Here is a 17,790-nt window from a genome sequence, read left to right as displayed (position 1 = left end):
ACCTCTGCCGCCAGCCCCTTTCGCCAGCGAGGGTCCTTGATGTCCACAGCCGTCCATTTCCATGACCAGCATGTCGACGAAGCGGGGCCGTCGTTTGGCGACGACGTGATCGCCGGGCTGGGCCGCTCTCCCAAGGCCCTGTCGCCCAAGTACTTCTATGATGAACGGGGCTCCCTGCTGTTCGAATCGATCTGCCGCCAGCCCGAGTACTACCTGACCCGGACCGAGGAGGGCATCCTCGCCGCGGCCGCCGAGGAGATCGCATCGCTGGTCGGACCGGAGTCGCTGCTGGTCGAACTGGGCAGCGGGGCCAGCCGCAAGGTGCGCCTGCTGCTGGAGACGCTGCGCCCGAGTCGTTACCTGGGGGTGGATATCTCCCGCGACTTCCTGCTGCAGAGCACCCGTCGCCTGGCGGCCGACTATCCCTGGCTCGAGGTTCACGCGGCCTGGGCGGACTTCTCGGCCCGGTTGCGGTTGCCGACAGGGGTCGAGGGTCGGCGGGTGGTAGCCTTCTTTCCCGGCTCGAGCATCGGCAACTTCACGCCGGTCGAGGCCGAGGCCTTTCTCGCGCGGCTGCGCCGGGCCCTTCCCCCCGGCAGCGGCGTGCTGATCGGGGTCGATCTGGTCAAGGACACGAGTGCCCTCGAGGCGGCTTACAACGATGCCGCCGGTGTCACGGCGGCGTTCAATCTCAATCTGCTGGAGCGCATGCGCCGCGAACTGGGCGTTGCGGTGGAGCCCGGCAACTTCCGGCATCTCGCCTACTTCGATGCGGCGTCATCGCGCATCGAGATGCATCTGGTCAGCAGGTGCCGGCAGACCCTCGTCCTCGGTGAGTGCCGCTTCGATTTCGCCCGGGGCGAGACGCTGCACACGGAAAATTCCTGCAAGTACAGTCGCAAGGGGTTCCAGGCGTTGGCCAGGCGAGCCGGTTATCGGCCGAGCGCGGTCTGGAGCGACGCCGAGGCGTTGTTCAGCGTGCACTACCTTTCGAGCGACTGACTGTCGAGCGACTGATCGCTCGACAGGCACAGGATTGCCTCAGGCGCGGCGGACCCTCACCGGCAGGCCCTGGCGCACGCTGGCGCCGCTGATGGGCTCGAGCCAGGTGCCGTCCACGTTGCGGGTCGGGTCCCGGAAGCCCAGGTCGTTGATGTTGATGCCGGCGCGCAGCCAGGGCATGTCCGGCTGGGACTCCCCGTCGATCACGTGGGGCGTGGCGCCGAGATCCCGGTGGCCGTAGCCGTGCTCGATGCCGAGCGAGCCCGGCATCACGCTCTCGCTGACCAGCGCCAGGCCCACCACGCTGCCGCCGGGGCTGTCGATGCGGATGGTGTCGCCGTGGGCAATGCCGTAGCGCTCGGCGTCCTGGCGATGCATCTGCACCGGGTTGTAGGGCTTGATCATGCGCAGCCGCTCGTTGCCGATGGCGTAGGAGTTCATCAGGTTGGACTTGAACGAGAAGGCCAGCAGCGGCCACTCCTCCTCCGGGAACACCTCGCGCATGGTCTGCTTGTTGGCCAGCAGCGGCAGGCTGTGCCCGGGTACGCCGCGGTTGGTCTTGCCGGTCATGGTGTCGATGCTGGTGCCCACCACCTCGTTGTAGACGCACAGCGTGCGCCGCCAGGCGTTGGTCAGCCGTTCACCCCGGAAGTGGTCGCTGGCGTCCTGGAAGCGTCCGCCGCGGGCGTAGAGGTAGGCCACCCGGCCGCGCTCATCGGCCTTGAGGGTGCGCTCGAGGCGCGGCAGCAGCGGGGCGATGCCGCCGTGGGCGACGTCGCTCTCGTCGGCCTCGGGCAGCGGCTCGTCCATGAAGGCGATGTTGGCCGCGGCGCGCAGGTAGTAGTCCTCGGCGCGGTTGAGCGGGTGCAGGTTGCCGTCGGCATCCGGGATCGCCTCGTCGCCGAAGCCGGAAAGGCCCAGGCGTCTGGCCACGGCGATGAAGAAGCTGTCCATGGAGACCGGCTCGCCCTCGGCGGTCTTCTGCTGGCGCGGCTCCACCACCGGCCAGCAGGCGGTGGTCAGCTTGCCCAGCGCGCCCTTCCAGGCGCCGGTGAAGCCCCACACCTCGTACATCACCGAGTCGGGCACGATGTAGTCGGCGTAGCGGTTGGTCTCGTTGATGAAGCCGTCCACCGCCACGAAGAGCCCCAGGCGCTTCGGGTCCTTGAGCTTGTCGGCGATCATCGCCTCGAGCCCGGCCTGGCCGTAGATGGGGTTGGCCATGCAGCCGATCAGCGCCTTGATCGGGTAGGGGTAGCCGTCCAGCGCCGAGGGCAGGTGCTCGGTGAGGGTGGGCGGGGCGAAGGAGCGCCACGGCGCCTTGGCCGGGTAGGGATTCTCGCCGGCTTCTACCTTGCGGCGGTACTCCGAGGAGCGCTCGTAGGGGAAGCGCGAGCGGGAGAGGAAGACGCCCTGGGGGCCGCGCTTGCCGGGGAAGTTCACCAGGTCGTAGCGGGGGCCCTGGCTGAAGCCGTTGAACTGGCCCCCGCCCACGGCGCTGCCGCCCTTCATGTTGTAGTTGCCGGCCAGCAGGTTGAGCATCTGCACGCCGAAGGCGGCGTAGAAGCCGTTGCCCGACATCATGCCGCCGTGGCAGTTGACCACGGCGCGGCGGCCGTGGCTGGCGTAGCGGCGGGCCAGCTCGACGATGGTGGCCTCGGGGATGCCGCAGTGCTCGGCGTAGGTGGCCAGCTCAAACTCGTTGGCCGACTCCCGCAGCAGGGTCATGCTGCTCTTCACCCGCACGGCGCTCCCGTCGGCAAGCTCGACCTCGCGGTCGATGAAGAGCTCGGCCGCCATCGCCTCCTCGCCGTGAACGAGCTCGCCATCGACCACCACCATGGGGCCGTCGGCGTCGCTGTCGGGCTCCGCCAGGCCCAGGTCGCTGGCGCGCAGGAAGTGGCCGCGGCGCGGGTGGTCGGCGGTGTCGATCACCAGATGGGTGGCGTTGGAGTGGGTCGCCTCGCCGGCGGCGTCCGCGGCGGCCTTGCCCGGCAGCTCCAGGAACTCCCTGGCGTAGCCCTCGTTCTCGAGCAGCCACTGGATGATGGCCATGGCGAAGGCGCTGTCGGTGCCGGGGCGGATCGGCACCCAGCGGTTGTGGTCGGCGGCGTGGGAGGCGGAGGCGTTCAGCGCCGGGTCCACCACCACGTACTCCAGGGTGCCCTCGGCACGGGCCTTGGCGATCAGCCGGCCCTGGCGCTTGAACGGGTTGCCGGCCTGGCTCGGCGCGGTGCCGATATACATGATGAAGCGGGCGTTCTGGATATCCGGCTTGACGTGGGCGTTGGCGCCCAGGTCGTTCATCACGGCACCGGAGCCCATGCGGAAGGCCAGGCCGCAGTAGGAGCCGTGGTGGCCGTAGTTGCGGGTGGCGAAGCCGTTGAGGGTGAAGCGCTTGAGCAGCTCGGAGCGGCCGTAGTCGGTGGCCTCCATCACCATCAGCTGGTTGGCCTTCGGGCCAAACTCCGGGTTCTCCGGGTCGATCGGGGTGTCGTGGTCATGGATGGCGCGCAGGCCGTCCACCTGGCCCTCGCCGAACAGGTCGCCGCCCTCGCAGATCTCCTCGATCAGCTGCTCGAAGGAGATCTTCTGCCACTGGCGAGCGCCGCGCTCGCCCACCCGCTTGAGGCAGTGGTCGATGCGGAAGGGGCTCTCCAACTGGCTCATCATGGCGTTGCCGCGGGCGCAGGCGGTGGAGCGGTTGACCTGGCCCTGGCCGCCGTAGGCGCTGACGTGGCGCAGCGCCTCGGCCACCGGGGTGCGCATGGGCAGGTGGTCGTCGGCGGAGAGCGGGTGGTAGGGGTTGCCGGAGACGCGCAGCACCCGGTCGCTCTCGTTGTCGACGCGCACCCGCACGCCGCACTGGGTGGTGCAGCCGTAGCAGATGGTGAAGGCGGTGCGCTGGTCCGGGTTGAGGGTCAGCTCGCCGGTGTCGAGGTCGACCCGGTACTCCGGGGCCAGGGAGTTGCCGTGGATGCGGTCCTTCGGCTTCTCGCCGGCGCTGCCGGTGACGCCCTTGGCCATCTTGGCCAGGGGGTCGGAGTAGCCGGCGACGAAGGTGGCGGCACCGCCGGCGGCGACGGCACCCTTCATGAAGCGGCGGCGTGAGGTGTCGACGGGTGACTTAGCCATGGCTGGGCGCTCCTTCGACGGACTTGGCGTCGGGCTGTGCGTTGCTTTCGGAAGAGGAGACGTCGGCGGCGCTGCCGCCCTGACGCGCCTGGCGCCAGGGGATCAGCAGGTCGATCACCAGGGCCGCGGCGAGCCACAGGCCGAAGGTGCCGACGATGCCGAGGAGGCCGGAGGAGCCGGCGGGGATGCCGTAGTGGTGGAAGCCGGCGCTGTTGCGGGCCACGTGCTGCACGTCCATCAGCACCACCCAGCGGAACATCCAGCCCATGTGGATGGCCACCAGGCCCAGCACCCAGGCCCAGGCGAAGAGGGCCGGGTGGCGGGCGGCGGGGCGGGTGAGCAGGGTGAGCACGGCGCCGAACAGGGCCACCCCGGTCAGGCCGCCCCAGAGGGCGGTGCTGCGCCAGGAGGGGCTCGCCCGCACGGAATCGAGCGCCGCGGCCACCGAGCCGACGTTGGCGTTGATGCCGTCCAGGAACCAGCTGCCGGCTATGATGCCGGCCACCACGCAGGCGCCCAGCAGCACCCTGAGCATCTGGCCGCTGCTGGCCTGGTCTCGCAGGCCGCTGACCCGGTTGAGCACCAGGATCAGGCCGGCGGCGGCGATAAAGCCGGTGGTGACCAGCATCGGCGGCAGCCAGACGGTGTTCCACAGCGGACGCGCCTTGACCACGGCGAGCTCGGCGCCGGTGTAGAGCATGATGCCGGTGGAGAGCGCGAGTGTGCCCAGGCCCACCAGTACCAGCGCCGCGCGCGGGGTAGGGGCGGTACCGAACGACAGCAGGCGCGCCACCAGGCCCGGCAGGCCGGGCGCCTGGCGATTGGCCTGCAGGGCGGGGCGCCAGGCCAGCCAGGCGAGCAGCAGCACGCCCACCACGTAGAGCGGCAGCAGCAGGCTGCCGATGGACATCCAGGAGCTGGAGGTGGAGTAGGCGTAGAAGTGCCAGAAGCGCAGCGGCTGGTGCAGGTCGGCGAGCAGCGCCACCGGCGCCACCAGGGTGGTGGTCAGGCAGGCCAGCATGGCCAGGCGTGCGGTGGGCAGCCAGCGCTGCTGGCCGAACACCAGCGCCGGGGCTGCCAGCCACAGGGTGGCGTAGGAGATGGCGATCAGGAAGAAGTACTGCACCGCCCAGGGGTACCAGGCGATGGCGTAGCGGGGAGCGAGCAGCTCAATGGCCATGGAATTCATAACCCATCTCCTTGCCGTGGGGGTCGAGGACTTCCAGGGTTACCGGCTCGGCGAGCGGGCGCGTGATGAAGCGCTCGTCCATGCCGAGGTAGAAGACCTGGGGCAGGGTGTTCTTTTCGGGCTGCAGCACCATCAGCTCGTCGCGGTGATCATTGATCATGCGGCTGATCTGGCTCTCGGGGTCGCGCATGTCGCCGATGATCCGCGCGCCGCCCACGCAGCTCTCCACGCAGGCCGGCAGCAGGCCGGCTTCCAGGCGGTGGGCGCAGAAGGTGCACTTGTCGGCGGTCTGGGTCCTGTCGTTGATGAAGCGGGCGTCGTAGGGACAGGCGTTGACGCAGTAGGCGCAGCCCACGCAGCGGTCGCTGTCCACTACCACGATGCCGTCCTGGCGCTGGAAGGTGGCCTCCACCGGGCAGACCGGCACGCAGGGCGGGTTCTCGCAGTGGTTGCACAGGCGCGGCAGCATGAAGGTGGCCAGCTCGCCAGTCTCCTGATGCTCCACCTCGTACTGGGAGACGGTGGTGCGGAACTTGCCCATGGGGGCGTCGTTCTCGATATGGCACGACACGGTACAGGCCTGGCAGCCGATGCACTGGCGCAGGTCGATGAGCATGCCGTAGCGCTTGGTGGGGTCGCCTTCTCGGCGCGGCGGCTGGCTGTTGATGCCGGCGCTGGCAACGCTCGAGAGCGGTATCAGGGCGGCACCCGCGCTGAGGCGGGCCAGCTGGCCGAGAAGGGAGCGGCGAAGGTGGTCCATGGCGCCTCCGGTAGCCTGGGTGTCGCGGGGGATCGCCCTGCGACAGGAAGAAAGGGGGTGACACCGGAAAGCCTACCTGCGACCAAGGTCGATGGGGTTGATATGCATCAAGAGAATGTTAGCCGGCTCTTAATACTTCCTTAATCCTTGGGCTAGACTATTGTATTTCTTCACGTTTTGCATGAGCCTCGAAAGGCGATATCGTGCTGGATGCGACAGGGAGTTGAGGGTGTATCTGCTGCTGGTGGATGACGACGAGCGCCTGACGCGGCTGCTGGACCACCTGCTTCGCCAGGCGGGGCACACCGTGGACGTGGCCCACGATGGGCGGATGGCGGCGGCGCTGATGGCCCAGGGTGACTACGACCTGCTGGTGCTGGACTGGATGCTGCCCCACGAGGAGGGTGTCTCGCTGTGCGAGCGGGCCCGCGCCGATGGCTTCGAGGGCGGCATCCTGATGCTGACCGGCCGGGACGCCCTGGAGGATCGGCTCGAGGGCTTTGCCGCCGGGGCCGACGACTACCTGCTCAAGCCCTTCGAGCCCGAGGAGCTGCTGGCTCGGCTCGAGGCGCTGGGGCGTCGTGCCAGTCGTCCTCTGAGCGACCGCCGCCTGCAGGTCGGGGCCTGGACCCTGGAGTGTGACGAGCGGCGCGTCGCCCATGGTGGCCGCACGGTCTTGCTGACCCAGCGGGAGTTCCAGCTGCTCGAGCTGTTGATGCGTCGCGCCGGCCACAGCGTGCCCCGGGAGCTGATCTACGAACGCCTGTGGGGACATGACCAGGCGGTTACCGATAACGCCCTGGACGCCACCCTGCGCCTGCTGCGCCGCAAGCTGGAACGCGTCGCTGCCCGCCAGCCCATCGTGACCCTGCGCGGCCTGGGCTACCGCTTCGCCGACGAGGCCTGAGGCCCCATGTCCCGACCGTCAGCTTCCCTCCACGATCTCGCTCACCTCGACGCCTGCCGGCGGCGCCTCGCCTGGCGTTACGCCCTGGGCATGGCGCTGGGGCTCTGTGCGGTGCTGCTGGTGGGCTACCTGATGCACTCGGCCCTGGTGAAGCAGTCACTGAAGAGCGAGCTGGTTCAGCTCGCCCAGCGCGAGGCGGAAGTCCACCAGCCGGATCTGGAGGCCTGGGTGGCCGGCCGGCGTGGCCCCGAGGACGTCACCATCGGCTTTCGCCCCCATCGCACCGCTTTCTACTACGTGCTGGGTCCTGATTCGCGACTGGTGCACGGCAACGAGACGCGCCCCTCGCTGCGCGACGAGGTGCTGGCGCTGCTCAAGAGTAACGCCCTGCCCCGCGATCAGGTGGTCTTCGAGGAGATCCTCGCGGACGAGGAAGGAGTCCTCCAGTTGGCCCTGTTGCGCCATCCGGTGAAGGACGCAGAAGGGCGCTATCTCGGCAGCGTCTATGCCGCCACCGACGTGGGCGGCAGCCTGGCTCACCTGGAACAGCTGCTGGTGCTGCTGCTGCTCCTGGCGCTGGGTTTCGTGGTGCTGGCGGGCCTCGGCGGCTGGTGGATGGCAGACCGCAGCCTGCAGCCGCTGCAGCAGGCCCTGCGCCAGCAGCGGGAGTTCATCGCCAGCGCCTCCCATGAGTTGCGCGCGCCGCTGACGGTAATGAACACCGCCCTGGCCCTGGTGGAGCGGGAGGGCCGCGAGCGCCTGGACGACTTCCACCACCAGACCCTGGTGGATGCCCGGGACGAAGTGCGTCGCCTTGGGCGGCTGGCGGAGGCGCTGCTGCTGCTGGCCAGGATGGATGCCGGCGGGCTGTCGCTGCGCCGGGAGCGCCTGGCCCTGGGTGAGGTGGTGGATCGCCAGCTCCGCCTGCGGCGTCCCCGGATCGAGGCGCATCGGCAGTCGCTCACCTCGCACCTGGCCGAGGGGCTTCGGGTGGTGGGCGACGCCGACCTGCTGGCCCGCCTGGTGGGGGCGGGACTGGATAACGCCGCGGACTATACCCCGTCGGGAGGTGCCATCAGCGTCAGCCTGCTGGCCGAGGCGGGCCGGGCACGCCTGGAGATCGCCGACAGCGGTCCCGGGATGAGCGAACAGCAGTGCCGGCGCGCCTTCGAGCGTTTCTACCGCGGGGACCCCTCCCGCCAGCGCCACCAGGGGGGCGCCGGGCTCGGGCTTGCCATCATCGACGAGGTGGCGCGCCAGCACGGCGGCGAGGCCCGGCTGTTCTCCGCCCCGGGGGAGGGAACCCGGCTGGTGGTGACCCTGCCCCTGGCCCCGTGAACGCCTTTCAGTTGGATTTCAGGAAGGGGCGCTAGGGTGAGGGCTCGGCATCGTGTGATGTCATGGCCAACAAGGAGAGTCCGATGATCCTTACCTCACGCTTTACCCCATCCCTGCTGCGCCGTGCCGTGGCGGCCGGCATGGGTGGCCTGGCACTGGCCAGCCTACCGGCGCTGGCCAACTACGACACCCTGCCCGAGGCTTCCGGGGTCGACCTGCCGATCCCTGCCCAGGTGGGCGATGATGGCGAGGCGCTCTTCTACCAGGAGGCGTTCTACCATCGCGACCTCTCGGCGGTTCAGCATGCCATGGCCAGCGTCGGGCGCATCATGCGTGACAGCGAGATGGGCCACGAGGGCTACGATGCCAACCTGGCCGAGGCGCCCATGGCGGCCCAGGGGCAGGCCTGGCTCGACCTCCAGCAGCAGGCGGCGGCCTTCTTCACCGACGAGGGTGCGGTGGGCACCATGGTGCAGGAAGAGGGCGAATGGGTGCCGGGACGCGAGATGAACCTGGCCGATCTGGCCCAGGCCGCCTTCAGCTACCACATGCATCACAGCGCCGGCCGCTGGGCCGACCACGGCCTGGAGGAGGCCATCACCTTCGGCCCGGCGGGCTATCTGGGGGCCATCACCCAGCGACTCACCCAGAGCCACTATGGTCAGCGCGGCTTCCAGGACGTGGAGAGCGAGCGGGACGCCGCCAGCCTGGCCCACGGCCTGGATGTGCTGCACAGCCAGGCCTACTCCTGGGTGCGCTGGGACAAGCCGGGCGGCGCCGACGACATGGGCCAGCTCAGCGAGGAGCGCATGGAGGCGGCCCACGGCATCAGCCTGGAGCGCCTGGTCGAGATCAGCCGCAACCTGGCCGGCACCCTGGACGCGGCCTGGGACGGCGAGCGCCGGATCTACGACCTGGACAACGACGGCGCCTACCACCTGGATACCCTGGGCAGCCTGGTGCGCGGCCACAAGGCCCTCTACGAGATCCTGTACGTGTTCGGGGAGGAGGATGACCGCGATCTGGCAGCACAGCTCTTCGAGCGCAAGGCGGACATGACGCTGGCACTGCTGGACAGTGACCAGGCGCTCCGCGACTGGGGCCTGGCCGAGCGGGTCGTCTTCACCGGGGAGGGTGTGAAGGCCGACGGCGAGCGGATCGATACCGAGAGCCAGTGGCGTTTCCTCAACCACCTGACCGGGGGCTTCGGCACCCTGCGCGAGCGTGACGGCACCTCCAGCTTCCTGGAGACCCGCCCCGAGCTTGGCGAGGGCATCGGCGAGCTTAGCGACCGCCTGCTCCAGGCCGCCCTCGACTACCAGCTGGGTGACGACGGCCTGATGCAGCGCCGCCTGGCGGTGGCGGATGGCGAGGTGATCGACGAGCGCCACCAGGTCGCCGCCATCGCCTGGTTCGCCACCGCGGCGGGCAACGCCTATCGCAGCGGCGAGGCCTTCGAGCGCCCCGGCGACTGGGGTGACGATACCGAGCTCGAGGCGCGCAGCCGTGCGCTGTACGACGCCATCCGGGCCAACAACGACTGGCTGCTGACCCTGCTCGACTGAGGTGATGTCAGCCGCAGATACGCGAAGAGCGCCCCGCGGGGCGCTCTTCGCATGTTAGGTCATCGATCTATCACGCTGACTCGCGTCAGCACTGCCTCAGTGGGCCGTCGGCTGGGGGTCGATGGTGCGGTAGAGAATCTGCAGCTCCTCGACGGAGAGATGCTCCAGTCGGCCGGAGAGCAGATCGCTGACCTTCTGGGCCGGCAGGCCTGCGCGTCGAGCGATCTCTCGGCAGCCGAGGTCCGAGACCGCGATCAGCCTGCTCACGATGCGCATGAGGCGTGAACGTTTTTCCAGGTCCCTGACGTCGAGGTCAGGGCTTCTTCGCGGGGGGTCGGAAGGATCCACGCTGAGGGTGTTACGTGCAGTACTCATGGTGCTCCAGTGGGCGATTTCGACAAGCACACTATGGCGGCTGTCCGGCGATTTTGCCAGTGGCGATTCCATGATGCTTTCGTTGCATTTGGGCGATCGGGTGCGCACGCGATCACTGGTCCCTGGCGTCCATAATATCGAGCTTGATGCCTGTGCCGGATCTGCCCTGGCCCGTGCTGGATGAGTTTGACGTGAAATGAATATAAAGCACTGAATTATATAATTTTACGAGGATTTTTTGACGGCTGGAGAGAGGTGTCAGGGAGGTCGGTGACCAAGGTCTGGCATAAAGTATATCGAACGACACTTCATCATTTATTCTTCGTTATCTATTTTTGTCGATGTTCTGGAGAAAAATTTTCATCAAGGCAACAACTACAACGAAGAGAGGGCGACATGAGCCAAGATTCCTCGTCGCAGGGGCAGCTGACCCGCGTACTGGCCGGCAAGGATGTACTCGCCCTGGCCTTCGGCGCCATGATCGGCTGGGGCTGGATCGTGTTGACCGGCAGCTGGATCCAGTCCGCCGACATCCGCGGCTTCACCCTGGCGCCGTCCGCGGCCTCGCCGCGGCTGCTGCAGCTGACCGTCTCCCGCGAGGTGGTCGAGGCCTTCCTGGCGGCCGTGGCCGAGTGGCCCGTCCAGGCGCTGGAGTACAAGTCGATGCCGCGCTTCCGGGTGGCAAAGGTCCTCGATGACCTGTGCGGCAACACCCTCCAGCCGGTGCTGGTGAACACCCTCACCCACGCCAAGACCCTTCGCAATCCGCGCCAGGTCTGAGGGAAACGCCGCAAGGGGTGAGTTATCCTGACCAGGCCACGCCGCGACCACGGCGTGGCGTCTCATTGCAGGAGCGAGGAAGGCATGTACGATTTCGTCATCGTGGGCGGTGGCATCCTGGGGATGTCCACCGCCATGCAGCTCAAGCAGGCCTACCCGGAGCGGCGCATGCTGCTGCTGGAGAAGGAAGCCACACCGGCCATGCACCAGACCGGCCACAACAGCGGCGTGATCCACGCCGGGGTCTACTACACCCCGGGCAGCCTCAAGGCGCGCTTCTGCCTCGAGGGCAACCGGGCCACCAAGGCCTTCTGCGACGTCCACGACATTCCCTATGACACCTGCGGCAAGCTGCTGGTGGCCACCAGCGAGCTCGAGATGGAGCGCATGACCGCGCTGTGGGAGCGCACCGCGGCCAATGGCCTGGAGCGCGAGTGGCTCTCCGCCGAGGCGCTGGCCGAGCGCGAGCCCAATATCACCGGGGTCGGCGGCATCTTCGTGCCCTCCAGCGGCATCGTCGACTATGCCGCGGTGACCCGCGCCATGGCCGCCGAGTTCGAGCGGATGGGCGGCGAGATCCGCTACGGCTGCGAGGTGACGGGCCTCGAGGAGCGCCGCCATGAAGTGGTGGTGACCACCGGCGCCGGCGAGTTCACCGGCCGCTATCTGGTGACCTGCTCGGGACTCATGGCCGACCGGGTGATCCGCCTGCTGGGCCAGGATCCGGGCTTCACCATCTGCCCCTTCCGCGGCGAGTACTACCGGCTACCGGCGAAGCACAATGCCATCGTCAACCACCTGATCTACCCGATTCCCGACCCCTCGATGCCCTTCCTGGGCGTGCACCTGACGCGTATGATCGACGGCAGCGTCACCGTCGGTCCCAACGCGGTGCTGGCGCTCAAGCGCGAGGGCTACCACAAGCGCGATATCTCGCTCACCGACATGGCGCGGATGTTCACCAACCCCGGCATCCTCAAGGTACTGGGCAAGAACCTGCGCCCGGGCCTCGTGGAGATGAAGAACTCCCTCTACAAGCGGGGGTACCTGGAGCTGGTGCGCAAGTACTGCCCGAGCCTGACCCTCGAGGACCTCGAGCCCTACCCGGCCGGGGTGCGCGCCCAGGCGGTCTCCCGGGACGGCAAGCTGGTGGACGACTTCCTGTTCGTGAACACCCGGCGCACCCTCAACGTGGGCAATGCCCCGTCGCCCGCGGCGACCTCGGCGATTCCCATCGGGGCCCATATCGTCGAGCAGGTGAAGGTGATGGCAGAGGGCTGAGCGAGCGGGGCGACCTTGGTGGAATTGCCGAAAGAATCCAGAAACGTAGAAATATGACCGTTGGCCACCCACGCAGGGGCCATGCTAGGTTTCCTGCAGGCGCGACCACCTCTGCGCCGATAACAACCCCACAAGTTAATCGGGTTCCAGCCCGGAGGATTGCCATGAACGCCATGAAGTACGCCATCGCCGCTTCGCTGCTCGCCACGGCCCCGCTGGCCGCCGCCCAGCAGCTCTCCATCGCCACCGGCGGTACCGGCGGGGTCTACTACCCGCTGGGCGGCGGCCTGGCCGAGATGATCAACAAGCATATCGAGGGGGCCAGCGCCGTGGCCGAGGTCACCGGCGCCTCGGTGGAGAACATGGGGCTGGTGTGGCGCGGGGATTCCGACCTGGCGCTGGCGCTGGCGGATACCGTCTACCAGGCCTACAACGGCACCGGTGACTTCGAGGGCCGCGCGCTCGATAACATGCGTGCCCTGGCCTCGGTCTACCCCAACGCCGTGCAGCTGGTGACCCTGGCCGACTCCGACGTCCATACCCTCGAGGACCTGCGCGGCAAGCGCGTCTCGGTGGGGGCCCCGGGTAGCGGCACCGAGCTCAACGCCCGCGCCCTGCTGGAAGCCAACGGCATCACCTACGACGACTTCACCCCCCAGCGCCTGAACTTCAACGAGACCGCCGACGCCATCCGCGACGGCGACATCGATGCCGGCTTCTGGAGCGTGGGCCCGCCCACCAGCTCGATCCTCAACCTGGCCACCACCCGCGATATCCGCCTGGTCGGCTTCTCCGACGAGCAAGTTGCCAACGCCCGCGAGGCGGAGCCCGTGTTCGCGCCCTACGACCTGCGCGCCGGCATGTACGACGGCATGGACGAGGCGGTGCACACCATCAGCATTCCCAACGTGCTGGCGGTGAGCAGTGAGATGGACGAGGAGCTGGCCTACCAGATCACCAAGCTGCTGTTCGATAACACCGACGAGCTGATCGCGGTGCACCCGGCGGCCAACGACACCACCGTGGAGTTCAGCATCGACTCCACCCCGATCCCCTTCCATGACGGCGCGCTGCGCTACTATGAGGAGATCGGCGTCGAGGTCCAGGACCACCAGCGCCCGTAACGCGACCCGAACCGGGCACCCCGATGCCTTCCATGATCCATGCTGTCAGCCGCCGTGCCCTCGGGCCGGCGGCCTTTGCGCTGTGTCTGCTGCTTGCCCTGGCGAGCGAGGCCAGCGGCGAGGGCTGGCTCGAGGTCACCGCCGACAACGGCCGGCGGATCGCCTCGCTGCCGATGCCCGAGGGCGAGGCCTGGTGCCTGGAGTGGAACCACTCGGTCACCGGGATCCGCGTGCAGGACTGCTATCGCCACCGCGAGGGCCTGATGGTGCTGGAGCGCAGCCACCAACCCGACTTCGCCGCGGGCCTCGGCCATGTGCCCGGCCGGGGGCGGCAGGTCTCCGACGGCGAGGGCGGCTACTGGATCGAGGAGATCGACGAGCCGGTGCCCGGCAACCGCTATCGCCTCCGGGTCGGATCCCCGGAGGTCAACCATCGACTGCTGCACGAGGGGCGTCGGCTGAGCCTGAGCGACCAGGCCGCCGGCGAGCGGGTGATGATCCACCTGCGCACCTCGGCATCCACATCCTGACGAGACGCCCATGAGCGAACCTGCCAAGTCCACCGCCACCGCGCCCGAGGTCACCGTGCCCGGGGGCAACGCCATCCAGGCGCGTCCTATCCTCTGGTTGATCACCCTGGTGGCCGTGGGGCTCTCCCTGTTCCAGCTCTATTCGGCCGGCATCCAGCCGCTGGGGCTCTTCTACCAGCGCAGCATTCACCTGATGCTGATCATGCTGCTGGCCTTCCTGATCTTTCCGGTCTTCGGCCCCCACCGCAAACGCGGCGTGCTGGGCTGGACCATCGACTGCCTGTTCCTGGCCGGGGCCCTGCTGACCGGCGGTTACCTCGTGATCTACCTGGACGAGATCTTCCTCCGTGCCGGGTTCTGGAGCCAGACCGACATCATCGTCGGCTGTATCGCCACCGTGACCGTGCTGGAGGCCAGCCGCCGCGCGGTGGGCCTGGGCATGACCATCATCGGTGCCGTCGCCATCCTCTATGCCTTCGCCGGCCCCCGGGGCGAGCTGCCCTGGCTGGGGCAGTGGCTGCCCGGCATCCTGGAGCATCGCGGTTACAACATCGACCGCGTGGTGGGCCAGCTCTACCTGGGACAGGAGGGGATCTTCGGCCTGCCGCTGGGGGTGGCGGCCACCTACATCTTCATCTTCGTGCTGTTCGGCGCCTTCCTCGAGATCACCGGCGCCGGCAAGTTCTTCATCGACCTGGCCTACGCGGCCACCGGGCGCCAGCGCGGTGGGCCGGCGAAGGCGGCGGTCATCGCCTCGGCGGGTATGGGCTCGATCTCCGGCAGCGCCATCGCCAACGTGGTCACCACCGGGGCCTTCACCATCCCGCTGATGAAGCGCCTGGGCTTCCAGCCGAGGCAGGCCGGCGGCATCGAGGCGGCCGCCTCCACCGGCGGGCAGATCATGCCGCCGCTGATGGGCGCCGGGGCCTTCCTGATCGCCGAGTACACCGGCGTCTCCTACCTGGAGGTGGTCAAGGTCAGCGTGCTGCCGGCCATCATGTACTTCGCCACCGTCTATCTCTTCGTGCATATCATCGCCCTCAAGCAGGGCATGCAGGGCATGGCCAAGAGCGAGCTGCCCCAGGTGCGCGAGGTGATGAAGGAGGGCTGGCACTTCCTGCTGCCGCTTGGCGTGCTGGTGTGGCTGCTGGTGATGCACATGTCGCCGATGCGGGTGGGCTTCTATGCAGTGGTCACCATGCTCGCCGTGGCGGTGCTGCGCTATGCGGTGTGGTTCCTGTTCGTCGCGCCTCGCCAGGGCCAGCAGGTGACCCTGGCCAGCATCGGTACGACGCTGTGGGCCGGCTGGAAGAAGCTGGTGCAGGGCCTGGAGCTCGGCGCCCGCAACGCCGTGGCGGTCTCCATGGCCTGTGCCGTGGCCGGCATCATCGTCGGCATCGTGGGCCTGACCGGCCTCGGCCTGAAATTCTCCTCCATGATGCTGGCCTTCTCCGGCGGCAATATCGTGCTGGCGCTGGTCATGGTGCTGCTGGCCAGCCTGGTGCTGGGCATGGGCCTGCCGGTCACTGCGAGCTACATCGTGCTGATCGTGCTGGTGGGGCCGGCGCTGACCGCCGAGTTCGGTATCCCGCTGCTGATCGCCCACCTGGTGGTGTTCTGGTACTCCCAGGACTCCAACGTGACCCCACCGATCGCGCTGGCCGGCTTCGCCGGGGCGGCCATCGCCGGCTCCAAGCCCATGGAAACCGGCTTCCAGGCTTGGAAGTTCGCCAAGGGGCTCTACCTGATCCCGCTGTTCATGGTCTTCAACCCGGAGATCATCGTGGGTGGCCCCTGGGCGGTGGTGGCCTGGAACGGCCTGATCGCGATCCTGGCCCTGGGGGCCTTCGCTGCGGCCCTGGAGGGCTATCTCTTCACGCGGATGTCGTGGCTCCCGCGCATCGCCATCGCCGGCGCCATCGTGGCGGTGTTCTGGCCGAACTTCCTGGTGGAGGCTATCGGGGTGGCGGTGATGGTCGTGGCCATCGGCGGCAACTGGCTGGCCAGCCGGCGCGAGGCCGAGCTGTCCGGATAGTCAAGGTGACGGGGGAGGGCCGCGCGGCTAGAATGTGCGGCTTTCCTTTCCGCACTCTTTTCCGTACAGAGGCCGTTGCCGAGGAGCATCCATGCAGTCCGAACAGTCGCCGAAGGTTGGCGTGATCATGGGGTCGAAGTCCGACTGGCCGGTGATGGAACACGCCGTGGTGATGCTCGAGCGCCTGGGCGTTCCCTGCGAGACCCGCGTCGTTTCCGCCCACCGCACGCCGGACCTGCTGTTCGACTACGCCAGGTCCGCCGCCGAGCGGGGCCTGCAGGTGATAGTCGCCGGCGCCGGCGGGGCGGCTCACCTGCCGGGCATGGTGGCCTCCCAGACCGCGCTGCCGGTGCTCGGAGTGCCGGTGGAATCCAAGGCGCTCAAGGGCCTGGATTCGCTGCTCTCCATCGTGCAGATGCCCGGAGGCATCGCCGTGGGCACGCTCGCCATCGGCAAGGCCGGCGCCACCAACGCGGGCCTGCTGGCGGCGCAGATCGTCGGCCTGCAGGACGCGACGGTGCGCGCCGCCGTGGAGGCGTTCCGCGCCGAGCAGACACAGACGGTGCTCGATAATCCTGATCCCCGGCCCGACAGTGAGTGAGGAGAAGGTTATGGAAAAAACCATGAATATCGGTGTCCTGGGTGCCGGCCAGCTCGGCCGCATGCTGGCCCTGGCCGGCTACCCCCTGGCCAACCGCTTCACCTTCCTCGATACCACCGGCCACCCCAGCGCCGGCATCGGTGATGTCATGATCCATACGGACCAGCACCATCTGCTGGAGGACTTCCTGGCCAGGGTGGACCTCGTCACCTACGAGTTCGAGCACCTGCCGGTCTCGCTGGTGCAGGCCATCGAGGAGGTCAGGCCGGTCTACCCCTCCAGCGAGGCGATCCGGGTCTGCCAGAACCGCGCCGAGGAGAAGGCCCTGTTCGACCGGCTTGGGATCCCCACCCCGGCCTACCGCCTGGTGGAGCACGCCGACGAGCTTGCGGCCGCGGCCCGGGAGCTGGGCTGCCCGGTGGTGGCCAAGTCGGTGACCGAGGGCTACGACGGCAAGGGCCAGGCGGTGCTGCGTGACCCGGCCGAGGCCGCGGAAGCCTGGCGCGCCATCGGCCATCCGCGACTGATCGTGGAGTCCTTCGTGGAGTTCGTGCGCGAGGTGTCGATCATCGCCGTGCGTGGCCGCGACGGCGAGGTGGTCTTCTACCCCATGGCCGAGAACCAGCACGTGGATGGCATCCTGCGCTACTCCGTGGCCCCCATGCCGGACCTGGACGACAGCGTGCAGCAGATCGCCGACGGCTATATCCGCGCGTTGCTCGACGAGCTCGACTACGTGGGGGTACTGACCCTGGAGCTCTTCCAGTGCGCCGACGGCAGCCTGCTGGCCAACGAGATGGCGCCCCGGGTGCACAACTCCGGGCACTGGACCATGGACGGCGCGGTGACCAGCCAGTTCGAGAACCACCTGCGCGCCATCCAGGGCCTGCCGCTGGGCGACACCGCCGCGCGACTGCCCACCTGCATGGTCAACGTGATCGGCCGCGAGGGCGACCCGGCGGCGATCCTCGCCCTGCCGGACGCCCACCTGCATCGCTACGACAAGAGCGAGCGCCCCGGGCGCAAGCTGGCCCACGTCAATCTGGTGGCGCCGACCCACGAGGCGCTGATGGAGCGGGTGCGTGCCTGCGCGGCTCTGCTGCCCGAGGCCCCCAAGCCCCGCTTCAGCTTCGAATAGGCCGGTGCCACGGCGCGGTTCATGCGCCGT

15 protein-coding genes are annotated in these 17,790 nt (G+C 68.4%); 11 read left to right on the top strand and 4 right to left on the bottom strand.

Features of this window, described 5'->3' with window-relative positions; all coding sequences use genetic code 11:
- Positions 1-39: 39 nt before the first annotated feature.
- A complete protein-coding gene (gene egtD, locus IBX53_RS00525) occupies positions 40-1,002 on the top strand; it encodes an L-histidine N(alpha)-methyltransferase (protein WP_290903745.1) in 963 nt (320 codons plus the stop codon).
- A 39-nt stretch (positions 1,003-1,041) separates the two neighbouring features.
- Here the strand turns inward: egtD and IBX53_RS00520 are convergent, their stop codons facing one another.
- Genes IBX53_RS00520 through dsrO form a run of 3 tightly spaced genes read right to left on the bottom strand, consistent with a single transcriptional unit; the run spans position 1,042 to position 6,086 of the window.
- The gene (locus IBX53_RS00520; RefSeq protein WP_290903743.1) at positions 1,042-4,137 is read right to left on the bottom strand and encodes a molybdopterin dinucleotide binding domain-containing protein; all 3,096 of its coding nucleotides are present in this window, start codon (positions 4,135-4,137) and stop codon (positions 1,042-1,044) included.
- The gene (gene nrfD, locus IBX53_RS00515; protein ID WP_290903741.1) at positions 4,130-5,326 is read right to left on the bottom strand and encodes an NrfD/PsrC family molybdoenzyme membrane anchor subunit; all 1,197 of its coding nucleotides are present in this window, start codon (positions 5,324-5,326) and stop codon (positions 4,130-4,132) included. Before nrfD ends, IBX53_RS00520 begins: the two co-directional genes overlap by 8 nt.
- The gene (gene dsrO / locus IBX53_RS00510; protein ID WP_290903739.1) at positions 5,307-6,086 is read right to left on the bottom strand and encodes a sulfate reduction electron transfer complex DsrMKJOP subunit DsrO; all 780 of its coding nucleotides are present in this window, start codon (positions 6,084-6,086) and stop codon (positions 5,307-5,309) included. The genes nrfD and dsrO overlap by 20 nt, the downstream gene beginning before the upstream one ends.
- Before the next feature lie 229 nt (positions 6,087-6,315).
- On the opposite strand from dsrO, the gene IBX53_RS00505 reads away from it, so the two are divergent.
- The 3 genes from IBX53_RS00505 to IBX53_RS00495 all read left to right on the top strand — a co-directional run bounded on the left by IBX53_RS00505 (position 6,316) and on the right by IBX53_RS00495 (position 9,896).
- Positions 6,316-6,993, top strand: a complete 678-nt coding sequence (locus IBX53_RS00505; RefSeq protein ID WP_290903733.1) for a response regulator transcription factor — start codon at positions 6,316-6,318, stop codon at positions 6,991-6,993.
- Between the two features lie 6 nt (positions 6,994-6,999).
- Positions 7,000-8,331, top strand: a complete 1,332-nt coding sequence (locus tag IBX53_RS00500; protein ID WP_290903731.1) for a HAMP domain-containing sensor histidine kinase — start codon at positions 7,000-7,002, stop codon at positions 8,329-8,331.
- An 83-nt stretch (positions 8,332-8,414) separates the two neighbouring features.
- On the top strand, positions 8,415-9,896 hold the full coding sequence (locus IBX53_RS00495; protein ID WP_290903729.1) for a hypothetical protein: 1,482 nt from the start codon (positions 8,415-8,417) through the stop codon (positions 9,894-9,896).
- A 96-nt stretch (positions 9,897-9,992) separates the two neighbouring features.
- Here the strand turns inward: IBX53_RS00495 and IBX53_RS16230 are convergent, their stop codons facing one another.
- Complete coding sequence (locus tag IBX53_RS16230; RefSeq protein ID WP_367171528.1) at positions 9,993-10,271, bottom strand: XRE family transcriptional regulator; 279 nt, start codon at positions 10,269-10,271, stop codon at positions 9,993-9,995.
- A 501-nt stretch (positions 10,272-10,772) separates the two neighbouring features.
- On the opposite strand from IBX53_RS16230, the gene IBX53_RS00485 reads away from it, so the two are divergent.
- From IBX53_RS00485 to IBX53_RS00455, 7 genes are all read left to right on the top strand, one after another.
- Complete coding sequence (locus tag IBX53_RS00485) at positions 10,773-11,051, top strand: carbon starvation induced protein CsiD (protein ID WP_290903834.1); 279 nt, start codon at positions 10,773-10,775, stop codon at positions 11,049-11,051.
- Positions 11,052-11,135: 84 nt separating this feature from the next.
- The gene (gene lhgO / locus IBX53_RS00480) at positions 11,136-12,332 is read left to right on the top strand and encodes an L-2-hydroxyglutarate oxidase (RefSeq protein ID WP_290903725.1); all 1,197 of its coding nucleotides are present in this window, start codon (positions 11,136-11,138) and stop codon (positions 12,330-12,332) included.
- 164 nt (positions 12,333-12,496) lie between these two features.
- A complete protein-coding gene (locus tag IBX53_RS00475; RefSeq protein WP_290903723.1) occupies positions 12,497-13,456 on the top strand; it encodes a TAXI family TRAP transporter solute-binding subunit in 960 nt (319 codons plus the stop codon).
- 32 nt (positions 13,457-13,488) lie between these two features.
- Entirely contained in the window at positions 13,489-13,986 is a 498-nt protein-coding gene (locus IBX53_RS00470; RefSeq protein WP_290903721.1) for a DUF1850 domain-containing protein, read from the top strand.
- Positions 13,987-13,996: 10 nt separating this feature from the next.
- Positions 13,997-16,021 carry a TRAP transporter permease gene (locus tag IBX53_RS00465; RefSeq protein WP_290903719.1) on the top strand — a complete coding sequence of 675 codons (2,025 nt, stop codon included), beginning with the start codon at positions 13,997-13,999 and terminating at the stop codon, positions 16,019-16,021.
- Between the two features lie 91 nt (positions 16,022-16,112).
- Entirely contained in the window at positions 16,113-16,622 is a 510-nt protein-coding gene (purE, locus tag IBX53_RS00460; protein WP_290903717.1) for a 5-(carboxyamino)imidazole ribonucleotide mutase, read from the top strand.
- 22 nt (positions 16,623-16,644) lie between these two features.
- Positions 16,645-17,760 carry a 5-(carboxyamino)imidazole ribonucleotide synthase gene (locus IBX53_RS00455; protein ID WP_290903715.1) on the top strand — a complete coding sequence of 372 codons (1,116 nt, stop codon included), beginning with the start codon at positions 16,645-16,647 and terminating at the stop codon, positions 17,758-17,760.
- Positions 17,761-17,790 lie beyond the last annotated feature (30 nt).

The sequence above is a fragment of the Halomonas sp. genome, from assembly GCF_014859505.1.
Taxonomy (GTDB): Bacteria; Pseudomonadota; Gammaproteobacteria; order Pseudomonadales; family Halomonadaceae; genus Halomonas.
This window is presented reverse-complemented; position numbering and strand designations above follow the sequence as displayed.